This is a genomic window from Sphingobium sp. GW821-FHT02B05 (assembly GCF_059421905.1).
On the sequence record NZ_JBWKVW010000001.1, the window covers coordinates 1,944,119 to 1,960,901 of the forward strand.

General features: G+C 65.2%; 19 protein-coding genes. 9 read left to right on the plus strand and 10 right to left on the minus strand.

Annotated elements, in window-relative coordinates; genetic code table 11:
- Positions 1–4 precede the first annotated feature (4 nt).
- From AC07UX_RS09710 to egtD, 5 genes are all read left to right on the plus strand, one after another.
- Entirely contained in the window at positions 5–238 is a 234-nt protein-coding gene (locus AC07UX_RS09710; RefSeq protein WP_311266925.1) for a twin transmembrane helix small protein, read from the plus strand.
- A 12-nt stretch (positions 239–250) separates the two neighbouring features.
- Complete coding sequence (locus AC07UX_RS09715; RefSeq protein WP_495191685.1) at positions 251–820, plus strand: cob(I)yrinic acid a,c-diamide adenosyltransferase; 570 nt, start codon at positions 251–253, stop codon at positions 818–820.
- 143 nt (positions 821–963) lie between these two features.
- Complete coding sequence (locus AC07UX_RS09720) at positions 964–1,818, plus strand: GGDEF domain-containing protein (protein WP_495191686.1); 855 nt, start codon at positions 964–966, stop codon at positions 1,816–1,818.
- Positions 1,819–1,902: 84 nt separating this feature from the next.
- Complete coding sequence (gene egtB / locus AC07UX_RS09725) at positions 1,903–3,171, plus strand: ergothioneine biosynthesis protein EgtB (protein ID WP_495191687.1); 1,269 nt, start codon at positions 1,903–1,905, stop codon at positions 3,169–3,171.
- Position 3,172: 1 nt separating this feature from the next.
- A complete protein-coding gene (gene egtD, locus AC07UX_RS09730) occupies positions 3,173–4,132 on the plus strand; it encodes an L-histidine N(alpha)-methyltransferase (protein WP_495191688.1) in 960 nt (319 codons plus the stop codon).
- 105 nt (positions 4,133–4,237) lie between these two features.
- Here egtD and AC07UX_RS09735 read toward each other — a convergent pair whose 3' ends face one another.
- The 3 genes from AC07UX_RS09735 to AC07UX_RS09745 all read right to left on the minus strand — a co-directional run bounded on the left by AC07UX_RS09735 (position 4,238) and on the right by AC07UX_RS09745 (position 7,500).
- Positions 4,238–4,945: an HAD family hydrolase gene (locus AC07UX_RS09735; RefSeq protein WP_495191689.1), complete on the minus strand. Its 708-nt coding sequence runs from the start codon at positions 4,943–4,945 to the stop codon at positions 4,238–4,240.
- A 94-nt stretch (positions 4,946–5,039) separates the two neighbouring features.
- Positions 5,040–6,119: a DUF1176 domain-containing protein gene (locus AC07UX_RS09740; protein WP_495191690.1), complete on the minus strand. Its 1,080-nt coding sequence runs from the start codon at positions 6,117–6,119 to the stop codon at positions 5,040–5,042.
- A gap of 67 nt (positions 6,120–6,186) precedes the next feature.
- A complete protein-coding gene (locus tag AC07UX_RS09745) occupies positions 6,187–7,500 on the minus strand; it encodes a NupC/NupG family nucleoside CNT transporter (RefSeq protein WP_495191691.1) in 1,314 nt (437 codons plus the stop codon).
- A gap of 197 nt (positions 7,501–7,697) precedes the next feature.
- Here AC07UX_RS09745 and AC07UX_RS09750 point away from each other — a divergent pair, with 197 nt between their 5' ends.
- Genes AC07UX_RS09750 through AC07UX_RS09760 form a run of 3 tightly spaced genes read left to right on the plus strand, consistent with a single transcriptional unit; the run spans position 7,698 to position 10,703 of the window.
- Complete coding sequence (locus AC07UX_RS09750) at positions 7,698–8,597, plus strand: intradiol ring-cleavage dioxygenase (protein WP_495191692.1); 900 nt, start codon at positions 7,698–7,700, stop codon at positions 8,595–8,597.
- Positions 8,598–8,610: 13 nt separating this feature from the next.
- Positions 8,611–9,378 (plus strand): response regulator, encoded by a 768-nt coding sequence (locus AC07UX_RS09755; protein ID WP_495191693.1) that lies wholly within the window; start codon positions 8,611–8,613, stop codon positions 9,376–9,378.
- Positions 9,375–10,703 (plus strand): ATP-binding protein, encoded by a 1,329-nt coding sequence (locus tag AC07UX_RS09760; protein ID WP_495191694.1) that lies wholly within the window; start codon positions 9,375–9,377, stop codon positions 10,701–10,703. Before AC07UX_RS09755 ends, AC07UX_RS09760 begins: the two co-directional genes overlap by 4 nt.
- A 10-nt stretch (positions 10,704–10,713) precedes the next feature.
- On the opposite strand, the gene AC07UX_RS09765 is transcribed toward AC07UX_RS09760, so the two are convergent.
- The 7 genes from AC07UX_RS09765 to typA form a co-directional block, all read right to left on the minus strand.
- The gene (locus AC07UX_RS09765; RefSeq protein ID WP_495191695.1) at positions 10,714–11,181 is read right to left on the minus strand and encodes a MarR family transcriptional regulator; all 468 of its coding nucleotides are present in this window, start codon (positions 11,179–11,181) and stop codon (positions 10,714–10,716) included.
- The gene (locus AC07UX_RS09770; protein ID WP_495191696.1) at positions 11,159–11,596 is read right to left on the minus strand and encodes a hypothetical protein; all 438 of its coding nucleotides are present in this window, start codon (positions 11,594–11,596) and stop codon (positions 11,159–11,161) included. The genes AC07UX_RS09765 and AC07UX_RS09770 overlap by 23 nt, the downstream gene beginning before the upstream one ends.
- Before the next feature lie 59 nt (positions 11,597–11,655).
- The gene (locus tag AC07UX_RS09775) at positions 11,656–12,000 is read right to left on the minus strand and encodes a hypothetical protein (protein ID WP_495191697.1); all 345 of its coding nucleotides are present in this window, start codon (positions 11,998–12,000) and stop codon (positions 11,656–11,658) included.
- Positions 12,001–12,068: 68 nt separating this feature from the next.
- The gene (locus AC07UX_RS09780) at positions 12,069–12,560 is read right to left on the minus strand and encodes a LuxR C-terminal-related transcriptional regulator (protein ID WP_495191698.1); all 492 of its coding nucleotides are present in this window, start codon (positions 12,558–12,560) and stop codon (positions 12,069–12,071) included.
- 219 nt (positions 12,561–12,779) lie between these two features.
- Positions 12,780–13,181, minus strand: coding sequence for a DUF805 domain-containing protein (locus AC07UX_RS09785; RefSeq protein ID WP_495191699.1), 402 nt, complete (start codon positions 13,179–13,181; stop codon positions 12,780–12,782).
- Between the two features lie 79 nt (positions 13,182–13,260).
- Positions 13,261–13,428: a hypothetical protein gene (locus tag AC07UX_RS09790; protein ID WP_495191700.1), complete on the minus strand. Its 168-nt coding sequence runs from the start codon at positions 13,426–13,428 to the stop codon at positions 13,261–13,263.
- 115 nt (positions 13,429–13,543) lie between these two features.
- Positions 13,544–15,361, minus strand: coding sequence for a translational GTPase TypA (gene typA, locus AC07UX_RS09795; RefSeq protein WP_495191701.1), 1,818 nt, complete (start codon positions 15,359–15,361; stop codon positions 13,544–13,546).
- Between the two features lie 155 nt (positions 15,362–15,516).
- On the opposite strand from typA, the gene AC07UX_RS09800 reads away from it, so the two are divergent.
- Entirely contained in the window at positions 15,517–16,752 is a 1,236-nt protein-coding gene (locus AC07UX_RS09800) for an aminotransferase class V-fold PLP-dependent enzyme (RefSeq protein WP_495191702.1), read from the plus strand.
- The last annotated feature ends 31 nt before the right edge of the window (positions 16,753–16,783 follow it).

Here is a 16,783-nt window from a genome sequence, read left to right on the forward strand (position 1 = left end):
CCCCATGAACACGATCCTCGTCATCGCCCTGATCCTTGCCATGGCTGCGACGCTGTTCGCGCTGATCCGGGGCATCATCGCCTTCCTCCAGACCACCAAGGAAGAGCTGAACCTGCCCGAAGGCGCGGTGCGGCCGTCCAGCCTGAAGCAGAACAAGATGATGCTGAACCGCATCCTGTTTCAGGCGGCGGCGATCATCATCGTCGCGATCCTGCTGCTGTCCAAGGGTCACGGCTGACGCCACGCTCTTATGGTCAAGCTGAACAAGATCTACACCCGCACGGGCGATAATGGGACCACGGGCCTGGTCGATGGATCGCGCCTGCCAAAACATGCGCCGCGCATGCAGGCGGTCGGCGATGTGGATGAGGCGAACAGCGCGATCGGCATCGCCATCGTCGCCATGGGCGCGGGGCAGGAAGCCGATTGGCTGACCGTCATCCAGAACGACCTGTTCGATCTGGGCGCCGATCTGGCGACCCCCATTCCCGACGGTCCGGACGAACCCTGGGCGCTGCGCATCGTGGCGAGCCAGGTGACGCGGCTGGAGCAACAGATCGACATTATGAACGCCGATCTTGCGCCTCTGGACAGCTTCGTCCTGCCGGGCGGATCGGCCGCCGCCGCGGCCGTCCACCTCGCCCGCGCCATCACCCGCCGGGCCGAACGCAGCGCAACCGCCGCCGCGATCGAGGATGCGTTGAACGATCAGGCACTGGCCTATCTCAACCGCCTGTCCGACCTGCTGTTCGTGCTGGCCCGGCGCTTGAACGACAATGGCGCGGCCGATGTGAAATGGGTGCCGGGCGCGTCGCGCTGAAGCGACGGACATCATCCCGAAACACGAACTGACTCTCCGCCGCCACGGACTGGCGTATGTCAGCCGATTAACCTTGTTTCTTGACACCCCGTTTAGACGCACGGCCGAACGGTGCGGATCAATCGCAATAGACGGGGATCGCCATGCAATTCTACCTCGCTACCTCCTTCATCTTTCCACGCTCGCTGCGCCTGCGCCTTTTCACGCTCTGCTTCATCGCAACCCATCTGCCACTGCTTGCCTATCTGGGTTGGGGGCTGGCCAGCGGTCGCATCGCCCTGGCCGAATTCATCCTACTCACCACGGCCACGGTGGTCGGCACCGGCATCGCCCTGCTGGGCATCGGCGCACTGCTCAATCCCATTCATGCGCTGGCCGAAACGCTCCACCGGGGCGACAGCGACGCGCCCGCCCTGCCGGAAGTCGGCGACGTCATCCACACTCTCTATGCCGGCGTACAGCGCGTCGCGAGCGCCACGCGCGACCAGATGGATCATCTGCACCAGGCCGCGCATGAAGATCCGCTGACCGGCATCGCCAATCGGCGCGGCTTCCTGACGCATATGGAGGCTCTGCCCGAAGAGCGGCGCAAGGGCTGCGTCGCGATCATCGACATCGACTATTTCAAGCGGGTCAACGACCTGAAGGGGCATGAGGAAGGCGACCGGGTGCTGGCCAGTTTCGCCACGCGCCTGTCCGCACTGGTCCGCCGCGTCGACATGGTGTCGCGCTGGGGCGGCGAGGAATTCGCCATCTTCTTCCAGGATTGTATCGAGGATGAGGCCAGCTGGTCGCTGGCCCGCATCGCCAGCCGGATGCGCAGCGACCCGATCGGCGAAGTCAACGACCGCCCGATCAGCTTTTCCGCCGGCATATGCCGCTGGACCGGCGGCGATCTGGACGACGCGCTGCGCCGCGCCGACGATGCGCTGTACGAGGCCAAGCAATCCGGCCGCGACCGGGTCTGCCGCGCGGCACCGATCCTGCAAGAGGTATGACCTTTCGGGCAGCGGCCGGAACCGCATGGCGCCTTCATGCGCTTGTTCGTCCGAGAGCGGCCAACCGTATCGGAAAGGGCAGGCATGGCGAGAAGCTGGACAGAGGCCCATCAGGATGACCTGGAGGAGCGCTATCGCGCGGTACGTGCGCTCACGCAGGCGCTGACCGCGCCGCTGTCCGATGCCGATGCCACGGTCCAGTCCATGGACGATGCGTCGCCCGCCAAATGGCATCTGGCACATACAAGCTGGTTTTTCGAGACCTTCGTGCTGCGCGACCATGTGCCGGGTTATCGTCCGTTCGACGCGCGCTACGCCTTTCTGTTCAACAGCTATTATGAAGCGGAGGGCGCACGCCATGCCCGGCCGCTCCGCGGCATGCTGACCCGCCCGTCGCTGACCGATATCCGCGCCTATCGCGCCCATGTCGATGCGGCGCTGACCGATGCGCTGGGCATGTTGCCGCAGGCGGCGCGTGCGTTGGTGGCACTGGGTTTGCAGCATGAACAGCAGCATCAGGAACTGCTGCTGACCGACCTGCTGCACCTCTTCTCCCTCAACCCGCTGGAGCCGGCGCTGTTCGAAGCGCCGAGCGCTGTCCCCGTCGATCTGCCCGGCCCGCTCCATTGGATCGAGGGGCGCGAGGGACTGGTCGAAATCGGCGAGGACGGCCGCAGCGCCTTCGCCTTCGATTGCGAGGGGCCGCGGCACAAGGCCGTGCTGCATCCCCATGCGCTGGCGCACCGGCCCGTCAGCAATGGCGAATGGATCGCCTTTATCGAAGATGGCGGCTATCGCACGGCAGCGCACTGGCTGTCGGATGGCTGGGCCTGGGTTCAGGCCGAAGGCATCGAGGCGCCGCTCTACTGGAAACAGGGCGAGCTGGGCTGGACCCGCTTCGGGCTGGACGGGCGGCAGCCGGTCAATCCGGCCGCGCCCGTCACCCATATCAGCCTGTATGAGGCCGACGCCTATGCCAGCTGGGCCGGGGCTCGCCTGCCGACCGAAGCCGAATGGGAAAGCGCAGCGCAAAATGTCGCGGCGGTGAGCGGCAACCAGCTGGACGCCCCCGGTTGCCCGCGCCCCCGCCCGGCAGCACCCGGAACCAGCCTGACGCAGATGTTCGGCGATGTGTGGGAATGGACGGGCAGCGCCTATCGCCCCCATCCCGGCTTCCGCGCGGCCCCCGGCGCTGTCGGCGAATATAATGGCAAGTTCATGTCCGGCCAGTTCGTGTTGAAGGGCGGCAGCTGTGCCACCCCGCGCGGCCATGCGCGGGCCAGCTATCGCAATTTCTTTTATCCCCACCAACGCTGGCAGTTCACCGGACTGCGACTGGCCAAGGATCTCTGACATGTTGTTGACCGACCAGACGCCGACCTTTGCCTCCGCCATCGATCCGGCCTTTCGCCACGACATCATGGACGGCCTGTCACGCAGCCCCAAGGCGACGCCGCCTATCTGGTTCTACGACCGGCGCGGGTCCGAACTGTTCGAGGCGATCACCGATCTGCCCGAATATTATCCCACCCGCACCGAAACCGCATTGCTCGCAGGCCATGGCGCGGCCTTTGCCGCCGCCATCGGTCCCGGCCGGGCGGTGGTGGAATTTGGCGCGGGCAGTTCGCGCAAGACGCCGCATCTGCTGCGCGCCATCGCGCCGGCCGCCTATGTGCCGATCGACATAAGCGGCGATTTTCTGCATGCGAGCAGCGCGGAACTGGCGCAGGCCTTTCCCGACCTGCCGGTGCTGCCGGTCGTGGGCGATTTTAACCGGCCATTGACCCTGCCGGCGGCCATAGAGGGGATGCCGCGCCTTGGCTTCTTTCCCGGCTCTACCATCGGCAATATGGAGCCTGATGCGGCGGTCGATCTGCTGCGGGCCATGCGCCGCCTGCTGGGCGACGATGCCAAGCTGCTGATCGGGATGGACCGGATCAAGGACCGCGATCGGCTGGTCGCCGCCTATGACGATGCACAGGGCGTAACCGCTGCCTTCAACCTCAACCTGATCGAGCGGATCAATCGCGAGCTTGAAGGCGATCTGCCGGTCGAAAGCTTCGCCCATCGCGCGATCTGGAATGACGAGAAGGCGCGGATCGAAATGCATCTGGAGGCGCGACGGCCGCTGCATTTCCATGTCGCTGGCCAATGTTTCCATATGGACGCCGGCGAGACGATCCACACCGAGAGCAGCCACAAATATGGCGCGCGCGACGAAAGGCTGTTGTTGCGCGCCGGCGGATGGGAGCCTGCAACGGAATGGATGGACGATGAAGGCCTGTTCGCGCTGGTGCTGGCGGAAGCTGGATAAGGGTTGACTGGCCTTGATTCGTCGCCCCAGCTAAGGCTGGGAAGGCCGGAAAGGAAGCGTAAGGCCGCCTGAGATCCCCGCCTGCGCCGGGATGACGGTGAAATCCTACCCCGTCGCCAGCAGCAGATCGCGCAAGTGCGTGAGGCTGGGCAGCACTTGCGCGCAGGCCAGCACCAGTTCCTCTGTCGGGGGGAGCAGGTCGGGGACCATCACCGTCGCCATGCCCGCCGCCACCGCCGAGCGGACGCCGGCATAGCTGTCTTCCACCGCGACGATATGCGCGGGGTCAATGCCCAGCTTCTGCGCCGCCAGCAGATAGGGTTCGGGATGCGGCTTGGGCTGTTCGACATCGCTGCGGGTTACGATGACGTCGAAATAATGAAGCAGCCCGCTCTTCTCCAGCCGCTGCTGCGCATAGGGCGCGGCAGTGGAGGTGGCGAGCGCCATGGGGATGCCCATCTGCTTGAGGTGATCGAGCAGCAGCAACGCCCCGGGGCGCAGCGGGATGCCGGCATCGACCGCCGCTTCGAACAGTGCGTCGCTATCGGCGTAGAATTGGGCCAGCGGAAAATCAGGCCCCAGATGCGCGGCCAACATCCGCTCATTCTCGTCGCGATGGATGCCGACCATGGACAGGAGCAGCGCGTCCGACATCGGCCAGCCGATCGCCCGACCCGTTTCGGCAAAGGCGCGGCGATGCGCTGCCTCCGTATCGATCAGGGTGCCGTCCATGTCGAAGATCACTGCGCGAACCGGAGCCGGCAGGTTGGACGGGTCGAGCAACGGGGCGGATTGGCGAAGCGGCTGGATCATGACATCGATATGGCCGCGTTGCGTCTCAATTCCATTGCAAAATGCACAGCGACGGTTGCGTGCGGCAATATGATGGCGCGTCCGTCCGGGCAGATTATTCCGTCACCTGCGCCGACCATGTTCTGATCCAGTGCCAGGCGCCGCGACATTCGCCCATGCTGGTCGCCTCTATCAGGCGGAAACGGGTGCCGTCCCAGACATAGGCTTCGCTGCCGCCGCAATCGCCAAGGCCCCTGCCCTTCGCGAAACTGTCCAGCCGCAGCTTGTCCGCGGTCCAGCCGGCATTGACCAGCATCGGCCGGGCTTCTTCCTCGCTCCAGCCCGGCTTCATGTCGAAACTGGCAAGGCGGAAGGTGCGACGGCCGGCGTCGCCGGTCGCGATGACGGGAATGGACGTGAAATTATAGGCGCCGCTGCCACATGGGACGAGGATCAGCGTTTCGGTGCGGGAGAGGCGATAAAGCTGCGGCGGCTCCGCATTCTTCATCTCCTCCACGCAGCGCGTGAATTTGCCGATGGCGGTCAACTCTTCCCGCCACAGTGCAGCGGGCGCAGTCGTGCCCGGCAACGGCGCGCGACGAATGACCGGCGCGGCAGGCGCGGCGCGCACGGCGATCGGGCCCATCGCCCCGGTCGCGACCAGCGCGGTGCTGGTCCCGGCCCTGCCCTGCCGCGCGTCCATGTGGCGCAAGGCCGCTCCCGATCCGGCCAGCGACGGCTTACCCAGCGACCGCCCGCCCGCCTTGACCTCCAGCACGCCGCCACGCGCCATGGCGATGGCCAGCGCCGAAGCCTGCGGCCCGCGCAATGTGGCGTCGCCGTCGCGGCTCATGGCACTGGCGATGCGGCGCCCATCGACATGGAAGCTGAATTCGCCGCCGCCCTTCGCATCCCGGCTGACCCAAACTTCAGCCGCGGCATCCGGGCCTGCGTCACGGACCACGCCGACCATGATCGGGCTGTCGGGCCACGCGCCGTCCTCCGGCAACAAGGATACGGCTTCGCACCGATTGCGATTGTCGCAACCGATGGTCCAGTCCTTGTAGGTTTCCAGCGCGCCGGGTTTGGGCCCCTGCGCGCTGTGACCCGTGCCGGATGCCGGCGTCGGCGCGGCGCCCATGGCGGTTGAACCAAGTGCCGCCAACGCGGCCAGGAAATAATGCTTTGCCCCCATGGGTTAACCATAACCGATTTGCATCGGTAGGGGTAGGCCCAACGTTACGGCATCGTCCCGATCGCGATTACAGGCTGAGCATCAGCCCGGCCAGCGCCGCGCTCATCAGATTGGCAAGGCTCCCTGCGACCAGTGCCTTCAGCCCCAGCTTGGCGATCATCGGCCGCTGGTTGGGGGCAAGGTTGCCCGTCACCGCCATCTGGATCGCGATCGAACTGAAGTTGGCGAAGCCGCACAGCGCGAAGGTGATGATGGCGATCGTCGCGGGCGACAGCGCGCCTTGCACCTGCCCCAGGTTGATATAGGCGACGAATTCGTTCAGCACGACCTTCGTCCCGAACAGACCGCCGGCCACCTGCGCTTCCTGCCAGGGAATGTTGAGCAGATACATGACCGGCGAGAAGACATAGCCGAGCAGCATCTGGAAGCTGAGGTCGGGATAGCCGAACCAGGCGCCGATGCCGCTCAATATGCCGTTGGCCAGCGCCACCAGCGCGACGAAGGCCAGCACCATGGCGCCGACCGCGACAGCGAGTTTGACACCCGTTTGCGCACCCTGCGCCGCCGCCATGATGAGGTTGGCGGGCTTTTCCTCATCATGGGTGGCGACCGGCATGGGCTCGCCCGGCGTGGTTTCCGCGTTCAGCGCCGCCGACACGGCCGCGCTGCGGCGTGCTTCGGGCAGGTGGATGTCATCCTCCAGCGGCAGCTCCGGCTCACATTCAGGCTGGTCCGGCATCATGATCTTGGCCATCAGCAGGCCGCCCGGCGCCGCCATGAAGCTGGCCGCGAGCAGATAGTCGATCTTGATCCCCATCGAGGCATAGGCGGCCAGGATCGTACCTGCAACGCCGGCCATGCCGCTGGTCATTACCGTGAACAGCTGCGGCGGAGTGAGGCCCGCCAGATAGGGACGGATGACGAGCGGGCTTTCGCTCTGCCCCACGAAGATGTTGGCGGCGGCGCACAGGCTTTCCACCTTCGACACGCCCGTCACCTTCTCGATCGCGCCGCCGACCCAGCGGACGATGAACTGCATGATCCCCAAATAATAGAGAATCGACACCAGGCTGGCGAAGAAGATGATGACCGGCAGCGCGGCGATGGCGAAGCTGGCACCACCGATTTCGGGCTTGGCCAGCGGGCCGAAGATGAAGTCGGTGCCCGCCTGCGCATAGCTGAGCAGATTGGCCACCCCATGCGACATGCCGCCGATGATGGCGCGGCCAGCCGGGACATAGAGCACCAATATGGCGATCCCCGCCTGCAACAGGAAGGCCGCGCCGACCACCCGCGGGCGAATGGCGCGGCGATCCGAAGAGAGGGCGAAAGCGATGGCGAGAATCAATATGATGCCGGCGAGGCCGATAAGAAGATGCATGAAGCGCTTTCGCGGGAGATGACAAACCGTGCGACTATATGGCCCCCGACGCCCGGAGGCCAGTCCCCTTTACCCGCCACCTCTCCCAGCCGACCTGCTTGCTACAAAGCCGCTACATTGGGCAATCGCCCGGAGACATGCCGCGCCTAGAGACGATCGTCGAGGGTCTTTACAGAAGACAAGAGGGATCAGGGTAGATGGCAGACCTGGATGATGCGCACGACCATGGGTTGATGCACGACCTGGAACAGATGCGCGCGATGGCGCGGGAGAAGATCGGGCGGCGGCGGACATTGCGGCTGCTCTTTTCCGCGAGCGGTGCCGCATTGATCGGCGCCTGTGGCGGCGGATCGGCCTCTTCGAGCGATACGACCGCAACCCCTACGCCCACGCCGACGCCAACCCCCACGCCGACACCCACGCCTACGCCCACCCCGACCGGCAGCTGCGTCGCCGATCCGGAGGAAACCAACGGCCCCTATCCGGCCGACGGGTCCAACAGCAGCAATGGCAGCGCGGTCAATGTGCTGGACGACACGGGCATCGTGCGCACCGACATCCGGTCGAGCTTCGGATCGTCGAGCGGCACGGCGGCCGGCATCACCATGACGCTGACCCTGACGGTGGTGAATGTGAATAGCGGTTGTGCCGCGCTGGAGGGGTATACCGTCTATATCTGGCACTGCACCCGCGACGGCCTCTATTCGCTCTACACCGTGCCGGGCGAAAATTATCTGCGCGGCGTAGGCGTGACCGACGCCAACGGACAGGTCACCTTCACCAGCATCTTCCCCGGCTGCTATGACGGGCGCTACCCGCATATTCATTTCGAGGTCTATCCCAGCGTGGCGCGCGCGACCAGCTATGCCAATCGCCTGCTCACATCGCAGTTCGCCATGCCGACCGACGCCTGCAACACGGTGTATGCCACCAGCGGCTACAGCAGCAGCAAGACGAATTTCGCCAGGATCACGACCAGCAGCGACAATGTGTTCGGCGACAACACGAGCGCGCAGGTCGCGGCGATGATGCCGGCGATGACCGGCGACATCACCAATGGCTTTACCGGCACCGTCACGGTCGGCTTGGCAATCTGAAGGAAGGAACGGGATGACTTTGCAGGAGGCGCATTCCCCCGATATGCTGGCCGTCATGGACGGTTCACGCATATTGGTGGTCGACGACGATGCGGATATCCGCACGCTCCTGTCGGACTTTCTGGAACAGCATGGCTTTGCCGTCACGGCGGTGCCCGATGGCGCGCGCATGGACGAAGCGCTGGCCGCGCAGGATTTCGACATCGCTGTGCTGGATGTGATGATGCCGGGCGAGGATGGCCTGTCGATCCTGCGCCGTCTGTCGGCGCGGGGCGGCCTGCCGGTCATCATGCTGTCGGCGATCGGCAGCGACATCGACCGGATCGTGGGGCTGGAAATGGGGGCGGAGGATTATCTGCCCAAGCCATGCAACCCACGCGAACTGCTCGCCCGCATCCGCACCGTGCTGCGCCGCCACCGGCGCCAGGTCGCCGAAACGCCGGAAGCCAACGGCAAGCGGCTGCGCTTTGCCGGCTGGCAGGTCGATATGGGCGCGCGGCTTCTGACCGATCCCGACAATGTCGTCGTGACCCTGACCGATGGCGAGTTCCGCCTGCTGCGCGCCTTTATCGAGCATCCGCGCCGGGTGCTCAGCCGCGACCAGCTGCTCGACTATTCGGCCGGCAGCGAGAGCGAAAGCTACGACCGCGCGATCGACGTCCAGGTCAGCCGCCTGCGCCGCAAGCTGGAACGCGGCGCACGCACGGAGGGCACGGACGAACTGGTCCGCACCATCCGCAACGAAGGCTATATGTTCACGGCCGAGGTCCGCTCCGTTTGACGCCGCCCAACCCGTCCATCCTGACGCGCATCGTCGCGCTGGTCGCCGGGACATTGCTGCTGGCGCTGGGCGCGATGATGCTGGTCGCCTTTCGCGGGCCACCACCCCATGCCCGGCCGATGATGCTGGGCGAAGCCGCCGCATTGATGCAGGGCGGCGCTGTCCCGACCGGCAGCTGGACGGTGACGCGCTACCGGTCGGACCCCCCGCCGCTGGCCGAACCGGGCCAGGTGGACGACCGGCGCATGGCGGCGCAGATTGCCGGCCTGCTCGGCGCGCATCCGTCGGACGTCCGGGTGCTGCGCGAACAGCCGCCGATGCGCATGGGCGATCCCGATCGAAAACTCTGGCCCCAGCCCAATTTCGGTTCCGGTCCCGATCGGATGATGCTGCATGGCGCCGTGCTGCTGGCACGCCGGAATCGCGATGGCTGGCAGGTGGTACAGGCGCGGCAGGGTGCCAATCTGCGCTGGTACGCCATCACTTTGTCGCTGATGGCGGGCATCTTCATCCTGCTGCTCTTGCCGGCCTATTGGGTGGCGCGGCGCATCACCCAGCCGATCCGCCGCCTGGCCGAGGGCGCGGCCACCGAGCGGCCGGAGCGGGCCGACCCGTTGCCGCTGACCGGCCCGCCGGAGGTACGCGCGGTGGGCGCAGCCTATAATCACATGCGCGCGCGCATCGCCGACTATCTCAACGAGCGGACTGCGATGCTGGTGGCGATCGCCCATGATCTGCGCACGCCGATGACCCGCCTCTCCTTCCGGCTGGAGGCGCTGCCCGACGGTCCGCGTGCCAAGGCGCAGACGGATGTGGAGGAAATGCGGGCGATGGTCACCGACCTGCTCGACTTCATGCGTGGCCAGGGCGATGCCGCCGCCCATGTGCGCATCGACCTGAGCGCCATCGTGGAAACGCTCGCCGACGATCTGGCCGATATGGGACAGGATGTGACCGTGACGCGCAGTGCCCGCGCGGTGATACGCGGCGACGCGATCGCGCTGCGGCGATGCGTCGCCAATCTGGTTGAAAATGCGGTCCGCTATGGCGGGTCGGCGCGGATCGCGGTGGCGATTATCGGTGGGCGCGTGACCGTGGCGGTGGAGGATGACGGGCCGGGCGTATCGCCGGATGCGATCGATCGGCTGTGCGAGCCATTTTATCGCGGCGAAGCGTCCCGCAATCGGGAAACCGGCGGCGTCGGTTTGGGCCTCTCGATCGCCCGGCGTATTGCGGACGATCATGGCGGGCGACTGGACTTCGCCAACCGGGCCGAGGGTGGGCTGCGGGCGAGCGTGACCTTGCCGTTGGAGCGGCAGGGCTAAGACGCCCCGCTCACTCCTCGAACGCGAGCGAGAACCAGGAGGCCATGGCGTCCTTCGCCAGCGGCGAGAGGCGGATGGCGCGGCGGCGACGGCTGTTGGGGGATGTGCGATGTTCGTCCAGCAAGCCGCGCCGCTCCATCGTGCCGACCTGCCCCACCACGACGCTGAGCGAGAGACGCAGCGTCTCGCTCAATTGCTCCAGCGTGAGCGCCCCGCCCTCCAGCTCCGCCTGATAGAGGGCCAGCAATATGTCCCAGGCGGGATCGGCAAAGAGGTTCTGCCCGAACAGCATCGCCCGCACCCGGCGGGCCTCCAGATAGCGGGCAAGGGCAGGAAGCTGGTCGTTCCCGTCCCCGTCCAGGATGGCGGGTTCTTCCTTGCGGGCGTGGAAATTGGTCAGGCAGCGTTGCAGCGCGACCACCAGGTCCACCGCTTCCTGGCTCGGCAGGTGGCGGTCAGGCGGGATATGCGCGGTCATTAATCGCTTTCCGGTCGAGTTCGATACCGATGATCGTGAAGAGCAGCAGGGGGATCACCCAGACGGTGCTGAGGCCCGCATAGATACGTTCGGAAAAGCCAGGCAGCATCATCGTGACCACATGGGTCAGGACGGTCATCAATTGGCTGGCCGTCGCCCAGATCGGCCAATAGCGGCGGCTGCGCATCATCAGCCCGATAAGGCAGCCGAGCAGCAGGACATCGACCAGCATCAGCCAAATCTGGGTCGCGTGCCACGACCCGGCCAGCTGGGCCGGGATCGTCAGCAGCACACAGCCCAGAAACGCCATGGTGAACCACCGCCCGTCCCGGCCGCCGAACATGGCGGCAAAGACGCAACCGAACGCGGTCAGCATCCAGAAGGACAGGGTCAGCAAGAAGGAAGCCACCGACATTCACATTTCCGATTGAGAGGGGGGGCAAAGGTCATGCAAACGCGGTGGCCTCCACCCGGTCAGGCGACCAGGGTCAGGTGACGCGCCGTTTCCTGCTGTTCCAGTTCCAGGCCGATCGGGCAACCGACCGACGTGACCGGAATGGCGCTATGTTCAAGGCAGCGGGTCAGCAGGGCGGTGGCGCGGATCATGTCGCTGCGGCCTTCGATGATCTTGGTCGCGCTGTCGTGAATCTGCTTCAGGATGCGCTGGCTTTCGCTGGCGGTCAGGCCCGAACCCTGCGACGCGGCGACGAAGGCCGTGGTCAGTTGCGCGGCGTCGACCAGCGCGCTGTCGAAGGCGGCGAAAGCCTGGCGGGTCTGGTCGGCGACGGCCTGGGTCTTGATGGGGTCGAGGTTGAGCACAAGTCTTCTCCTTCGCACCCAACCCTAGCCAGGTGGTGCGTTGTTCGGCGTAGCGATTTTTGGGTGGATCAGCCCAGGACCGTAAAGGCCCCGGCAATGAGCAGCAGTAAAGTGACGACACCAGCCCCGGTCAGGACCGCGGCGCGGATCATCGCCAACAGGCGGCCATCTTTACTCAGTTCATTGGTCGATCCCCCGAGCGGCGGGCCGAAGGCGAGGATGCGGCGCAGAAGCGTTTTTGGCTCCCTATGCCCATCCGGCCTGTCCGGCTGAGCAAGGGATGACGCAGGTTCGGGATCGGGCGCAAGCGGCTCCGGTTGATATATCAAAGGCTGATATGTGTCACTTTGGGGCGAACGTTCCAAAGTCGAAACGAAAAGGCGGGCCGCTTCCTTGCGCGATGGTACGCCGAATTTGCGCAAACTGGTGCGGACGCGCTGATCGACCGTGTGTTCCGACACATCGAGCTGGCGCGCGATTTCCTTGGAATTGAAGCCCTGAGCCACCAGGCGCAGGCACTGCTTTTCCCCCTCGCTCAAGGCCGGAAGGGTTTCCGCCACGTCTTCATTCCTCCTGCGGGCGCCTCCGGTCTGCGACATCGACCGGCATTGAAGGCCCCACGCCTTCCCTAGCTTGCGAACCACCCGTTATGATTCGGTTCACGCTGCACATGAATTCGCACGATATGGGCGAGGCGCGCAATGCAGATGGCCGGCGCGGTTGTCCACCGCGCCGGCCATGGCGGGACGAAATGTCCCATCGGGATCGCAAATGGGCGTTTAGCTGAACACGTCCGCGACATCGGCCACCGTCTGCTTGGGATCGGGGCCAAAGCGGTTTTCGCCGCGCGTGCCGTCCAGGCACATGAAGACCAGCACGATCAGGCCGCCCACATAGGGAATGAAGTTCAGCAGAATGAACCAGCCGCTCTTGTCCTGATCGTGGAAGCGGCGAACCTGTACCGCGAGCGACGGAATGATGAGTGCCACCACCAGCAGCATAAGCAGCCAGAAGAACAAGCCGGAAGGCCGTCCATCACCAAAACCGCCCGTGGCCACGGCCAGCAAGGAAATGACGAGCGCGAGCAGAATATAGCCCAGCGCGAACATCCAATATTCCTTGCGACGCGACCGGCCCGAAAAGTCGGCGTAGCGCTTCAGCGGCAAGAGCATATATTCCATCGACATTCCCCTGAATGGTGAGGGGAGGCAGGATAGGAAGGCTTATTGCGCCTGTCTTGCAAAAACCGCTGTGGGCACGTCAGCTGCTCTTCTTGCCGTCCTGCTTCGCTTTGTGCGCGGCGAGCAGCCCGTCGATCTCTACGATGCGCAGGCGCTGGGGCGTGTCCTTGGCCAGCCCTTTAAGGCGACATTCGGCCCAGAGCGCCTTGCGCTCGCTATTGAGCGCCTTGGAGTAGAGATCTGCCATCCAGATGGCTCCTTTCTTCAAAAACAAAGGGCCGACGCCTTGCGACGCCGGCCCTTCCATACCCTGTCAGCGCTGAAAAATCAGGCGGCCTCTTTGTCAGGGCCAACCTGATAGATCAGGCGGCCTTCGACCGGCTCATGCGCTTGCGCTCGTTCGGATCGAGGTAGCGCTTGCGCAGGCGGATGGTCTTGGGCGTGACTTCGACCATTTCATCATCGTCGATATAGGCGATGGCCTGTTCCAGCGTCGCCTTCTTGGGCGGGGTCAGGCGGACGGTGTCGTCCTTGCCGCTGGCGCGGAAGTTGGTCAGCGCCTTCGACTTCATCGGGTTGACTTCAAGATCTTCGGGCTTCGCATTTTCGCCGACGATCATGCCTTCGTACAGCGCTTCGCCCACGCCCACGAACAGGATGCCGCGTTCTTCCAGCGGACCCAGCGCATAGGCGTTGGCTTCACCCGCGCCGTTGGAGATCAGGACGCCGTTCTTGCGGCCTTCGATCTTGCCCTTGTGGGGGCCGTATTTTTCGAACAGGCGGTTCATTATGCCCGTGCCGCGCGTGTCGGACAGAAATTCCCCATGATAGCCGATCAGGCCGCGCGACGGCGCGGAGAAGGTGATGCGGGTCTTGCCGCCGCCCGACGGACGCATGTCCGTCATTTCCGCCTTGCGGATGTTCATCTTGTCCACGACCGTGCCGGAAAATTCATCGTCCACGTCGATGACGACGGTTTCGTAAGGCTCGGTCTTGCCGCCATTCTCGTCTTCGCCGAACAGCACGCGCGGACGCGAGATGCCCAGTTCAAAGCCTTCGCGGCGCATGGTTTCGATGAGGACGCCAAGCTGGAGTTCGCCGCGGCCGGCGACTTCGAAACTGTCCTTGTCTTCCGACTCGGTCACCTTGATGGCGACGTTCGATTCGGCTTCGCGCGCCAGGCGGTCGCGGATCATGCGGCTCGTCACCTTGCTGCCTTCGCGGCCCGCCATCGGCGAATCGTTCACGGCAAAGCGCATCGACAGGGTCGGCGGATCGATCGGCTGCGCCTGGATCGGTTCGGTGACGGCCGTGTCGCAGATGGTGTTGGCCACGGTCGCGACGGCCAGACCGGCGAGGCTGATGATGTCGCCCGCCTTGGCTTCATCGACGGGCACGCGGTCCAGACCCTGGAACGACATGATCTTCGACGCGCGGCCGGTTTCGATGACGTTGCCGTCCATGTCGAGCGCGTGGATCGGCTGGTTGACCTTGACCGTGCCCGACTGGACGCGGCCGGTCAGGATGCGACCCAGGAAGTTGTCGCGGTCGAGCAGCGTGACGAGGAAGCTGAACGGCGCGTCCTGATCCAGCGAGGGCGCCGGCACATGGTCGACGATCTTCTGGAACAGCGGCTCCAGCGTGCCTTCGCGGCGCTGCGGATCTTCACTGGCATAGCCGTTGCGGCCCGATGCGTAGAGGACGGGGAAGTCGAGCTGTTCGTCATTGGCTTCCAGCGTCACGAACAGGTCGAACACTTCGTCCAGCACTTCCTGGATGCGCTCGTCGGGACGATCGACCTTGTTGACGACGACGATGGGCTTCAGGCCCAGCGCCAGCGCCTTGCCGGTCACGAACTTGGTCTGCGGCATCGCGCCTTCCGACGAGTCGACCAGCAAAATCACGCCGTCGACCATCGAGAGGATGCGCTCCACTTCACCGCCGAAGTCGGCGTGGCCGGGCGTATCGACGATGTTGATGCGGGTGCCGTTCCATTCGACCGAGGTGGGCTTCGCCAGAATGGTGATGCCGCGCTCTTTTTCCAGATCGTTGGAATCCATCGCGCGTTCTTCGATGCGCTGGTTGTCGCGGAACGTGCCGGACTGGCGGAAAAGCTGGTCGACGAGGGTGGTTTTGCCATGGTCGACGTGCGCGATGATCGCGATATTACGCAGGGACATATTGTGCCTTCGGGATTCGGGTTCTCCCGGCCGGCACCACGCCTGTCCAGGACTATCGGGCGCGCCCCTACAGGAAATGATGCGATGCGGCAAGGGCGGGGTGGCGGATCGCCCTGCCCGATCCGTCAATCCCTATGCCCTATAAGGAGACGCCCATGTCCGACAGCCCGCTCATCAGCCGCCGCACCTTGATGCAGGCCGCAGCGATCGCCGCCCCGCTGGCGTTGACGCCCGACATGCTGAGCGCGGCCGGCAAGCCCGCCCTGCGCGCGGCGATGATCCTCGATCCTTCCATCCGCTATTTCAACGCAGCCAATATCGCCCCGACCTTCCGCAGCGTGGCGGCGGTGCATGAGAGCGAAACCCGCGCCTTTCAGACCGACCCGTCGGTCGAGCGGCGCGCCCTCTATCCCAGGGCCGCCGACGCGCTGCGCGCCCGAATCGCCGCGCGGCTGAACGTCACGGCGCAGGAAATCGCACTGGTCCGCAATAGTAGCGAGGCCAACACCGTCGCCGTGCGGGGACTGGCGCTCAAGGCCGGGGACCGGATCATCCTGACCGATCATAATCATCCCTCGACCTGGGACAGCTGGAAGCTGCGCGCGGAGCGCGAGGGGCTGGACCTGCATGTCGTGCCGGTGCCGGTCGAGGCGAAGACGCCACAAGCGCTGTTGGACGGCATCGCCGCCGCCGTGACGCCGAACACGAAGGCGATCTTCCTGTCGCATATGAGCAACATCACCGGCATCGTCTATCCGGTGGCGGAGATCGCAAAGCTGGCGAAGGCGAAGAACATCTGGCTGCATGCCGATGGCGCGCAGACCTTCGGCTGGATGCAGCTGGACCTCGCCGCGCTGGGCGTGGACAGCTATTCAGGCAGCACGCACAAATGGCTGATGGGGCCGCTGGAGGGCGGGATGCTCTATGTGAAGCGGGAGCGGCAGGCGGAATTGCAGCCGATCATGATGAGCCATGGCTATTGGCTGACCGACCCCAAGAACCTGGATACCGCGCAGAAATATGAGATACTGGGCCAGCGCGACGATCCGCGCCTGATGGCCTTTGCCGCGACGCTGGACGTTCTGGACGGCATGGGCCAGCCGGCGATCGAGCAGGCGGCCCGGCAGCGGGCGAGGTCGATGCGGCTGGCGCTGGCTGCCGTGCCCGGCGCCAAGCCCTTCGGCAGCGGCGTGGATGCGATCACCGGTCCGGTCATTACCGTCGCCTTCCCCGGCCGCGATGTGCCGGCGCTGCGCACGAAACTGTGGCAGGCGAAGATCGCCACCGCCGCGTCCAAGATCGGCGGCGGCGCCGCGATCCGCTTTTCACCGCATGTCTATAATAGCGATGACGATGTGGCAGCGGTGATCGAGGGACTGCGGGCGGGTTGAGCTTGGTCATGGGGGGCTTGGCCAGGACCGG

Coding starts and splice junctions, on each gene's coding strand:
- AC07UX_RS09790 (WP_495191700.1), bottom strand. CDS start 13,428: ATGGCAGATCTCTACTCCAAGGCGCTCAATAGCGAGCGCAAGGCGCTC.
- egtD (WP_495191688.1), top strand. CDS start 3,173: ATGTTGTTGACCGACCAGACGCCGACCTTTGCCTCCGCCATCGATCCG.
- AC07UX_RS09755 (WP_495191693.1), top strand. CDS start 8,611: ATGACTTTGCAGGAGGCGCATTCCCCCGATATGCTGGCCGTCATGGAC.
- AC07UX_RS09745 (WP_495191691.1), bottom strand. CDS start 7,500: ATGCATCTTCTTATCGGCCTCGCCGGCATCATATTGATTCTCGCCATC.
- AC07UX_RS09770 (WP_495191696.1), bottom strand. CDS start 11,596: ATGTCGGTGGCTTCCTTCTTGCTGACCCTGTCCTTCTGGATGCTGACC.
- AC07UX_RS09750 (WP_495191692.1), top strand. CDS start 7,698: ATGGCAGACCTGGATGATGCGCACGACCATGGGTTGATGCACGACCTG.
- egtB (WP_495191687.1), top strand. CDS start 1,903: ATGGCGAGAAGCTGGACAGAGGCCCATCAGGATGACCTGGAGGAGCGC.
- AC07UX_RS09785 (WP_495191699.1), bottom strand. CDS start 13,181: ATGGAATATATGCTCTTGCCGCTGAAGCGCTACGCCGACTTTTCGGGC.
- AC07UX_RS09710 (WP_311266925.1), top strand. CDS start 5: ATGAACACGATCCTCGTCATCGCCCTGATCCTTGCCATGGCTGCGACG.
- AC07UX_RS09800 (WP_495191702.1), top strand. CDS start 15,517: ATGTCCGACAGCCCGCTCATCAGCCGCCGCACCTTGATGCAGGCCGCA.
- AC07UX_RS09740 (WP_495191690.1), bottom strand. CDS start 6,119: ATGGGGGCAAAGCATTATTTCCTGGCCGCGTTGGCGGCACTTGGTTCA.
- AC07UX_RS09765 (WP_495191695.1), bottom strand. CDS start 11,181: ATGACCGCGCATATCCCGCCTGACCGCCACCTGCCGAGCCAGGAAGCG.
- typA (WP_495191701.1), bottom strand. CDS start 15,361: ATGTCCCTGCGTAATATCGCGATCATCGCGCACGTCGACCATGGCAAA.
- AC07UX_RS09715 (WP_495191685.1), top strand. CDS start 251: ATGGTCAAGCTGAACAAGATCTACACCCGCACGGGCGATAATGGGACC.
- AC07UX_RS09735 (WP_495191689.1), bottom strand. CDS start 4,945: ATGATCCAGCCGCTTCGCCAATCCGCCCCGTTGCTCGACCCGTCCAAC.
- AC07UX_RS09720 (WP_495191686.1), top strand. CDS start 964: ATGCAATTCTACCTCGCTACCTCCTTCATCTTTCCACGCTCGCTGCGC.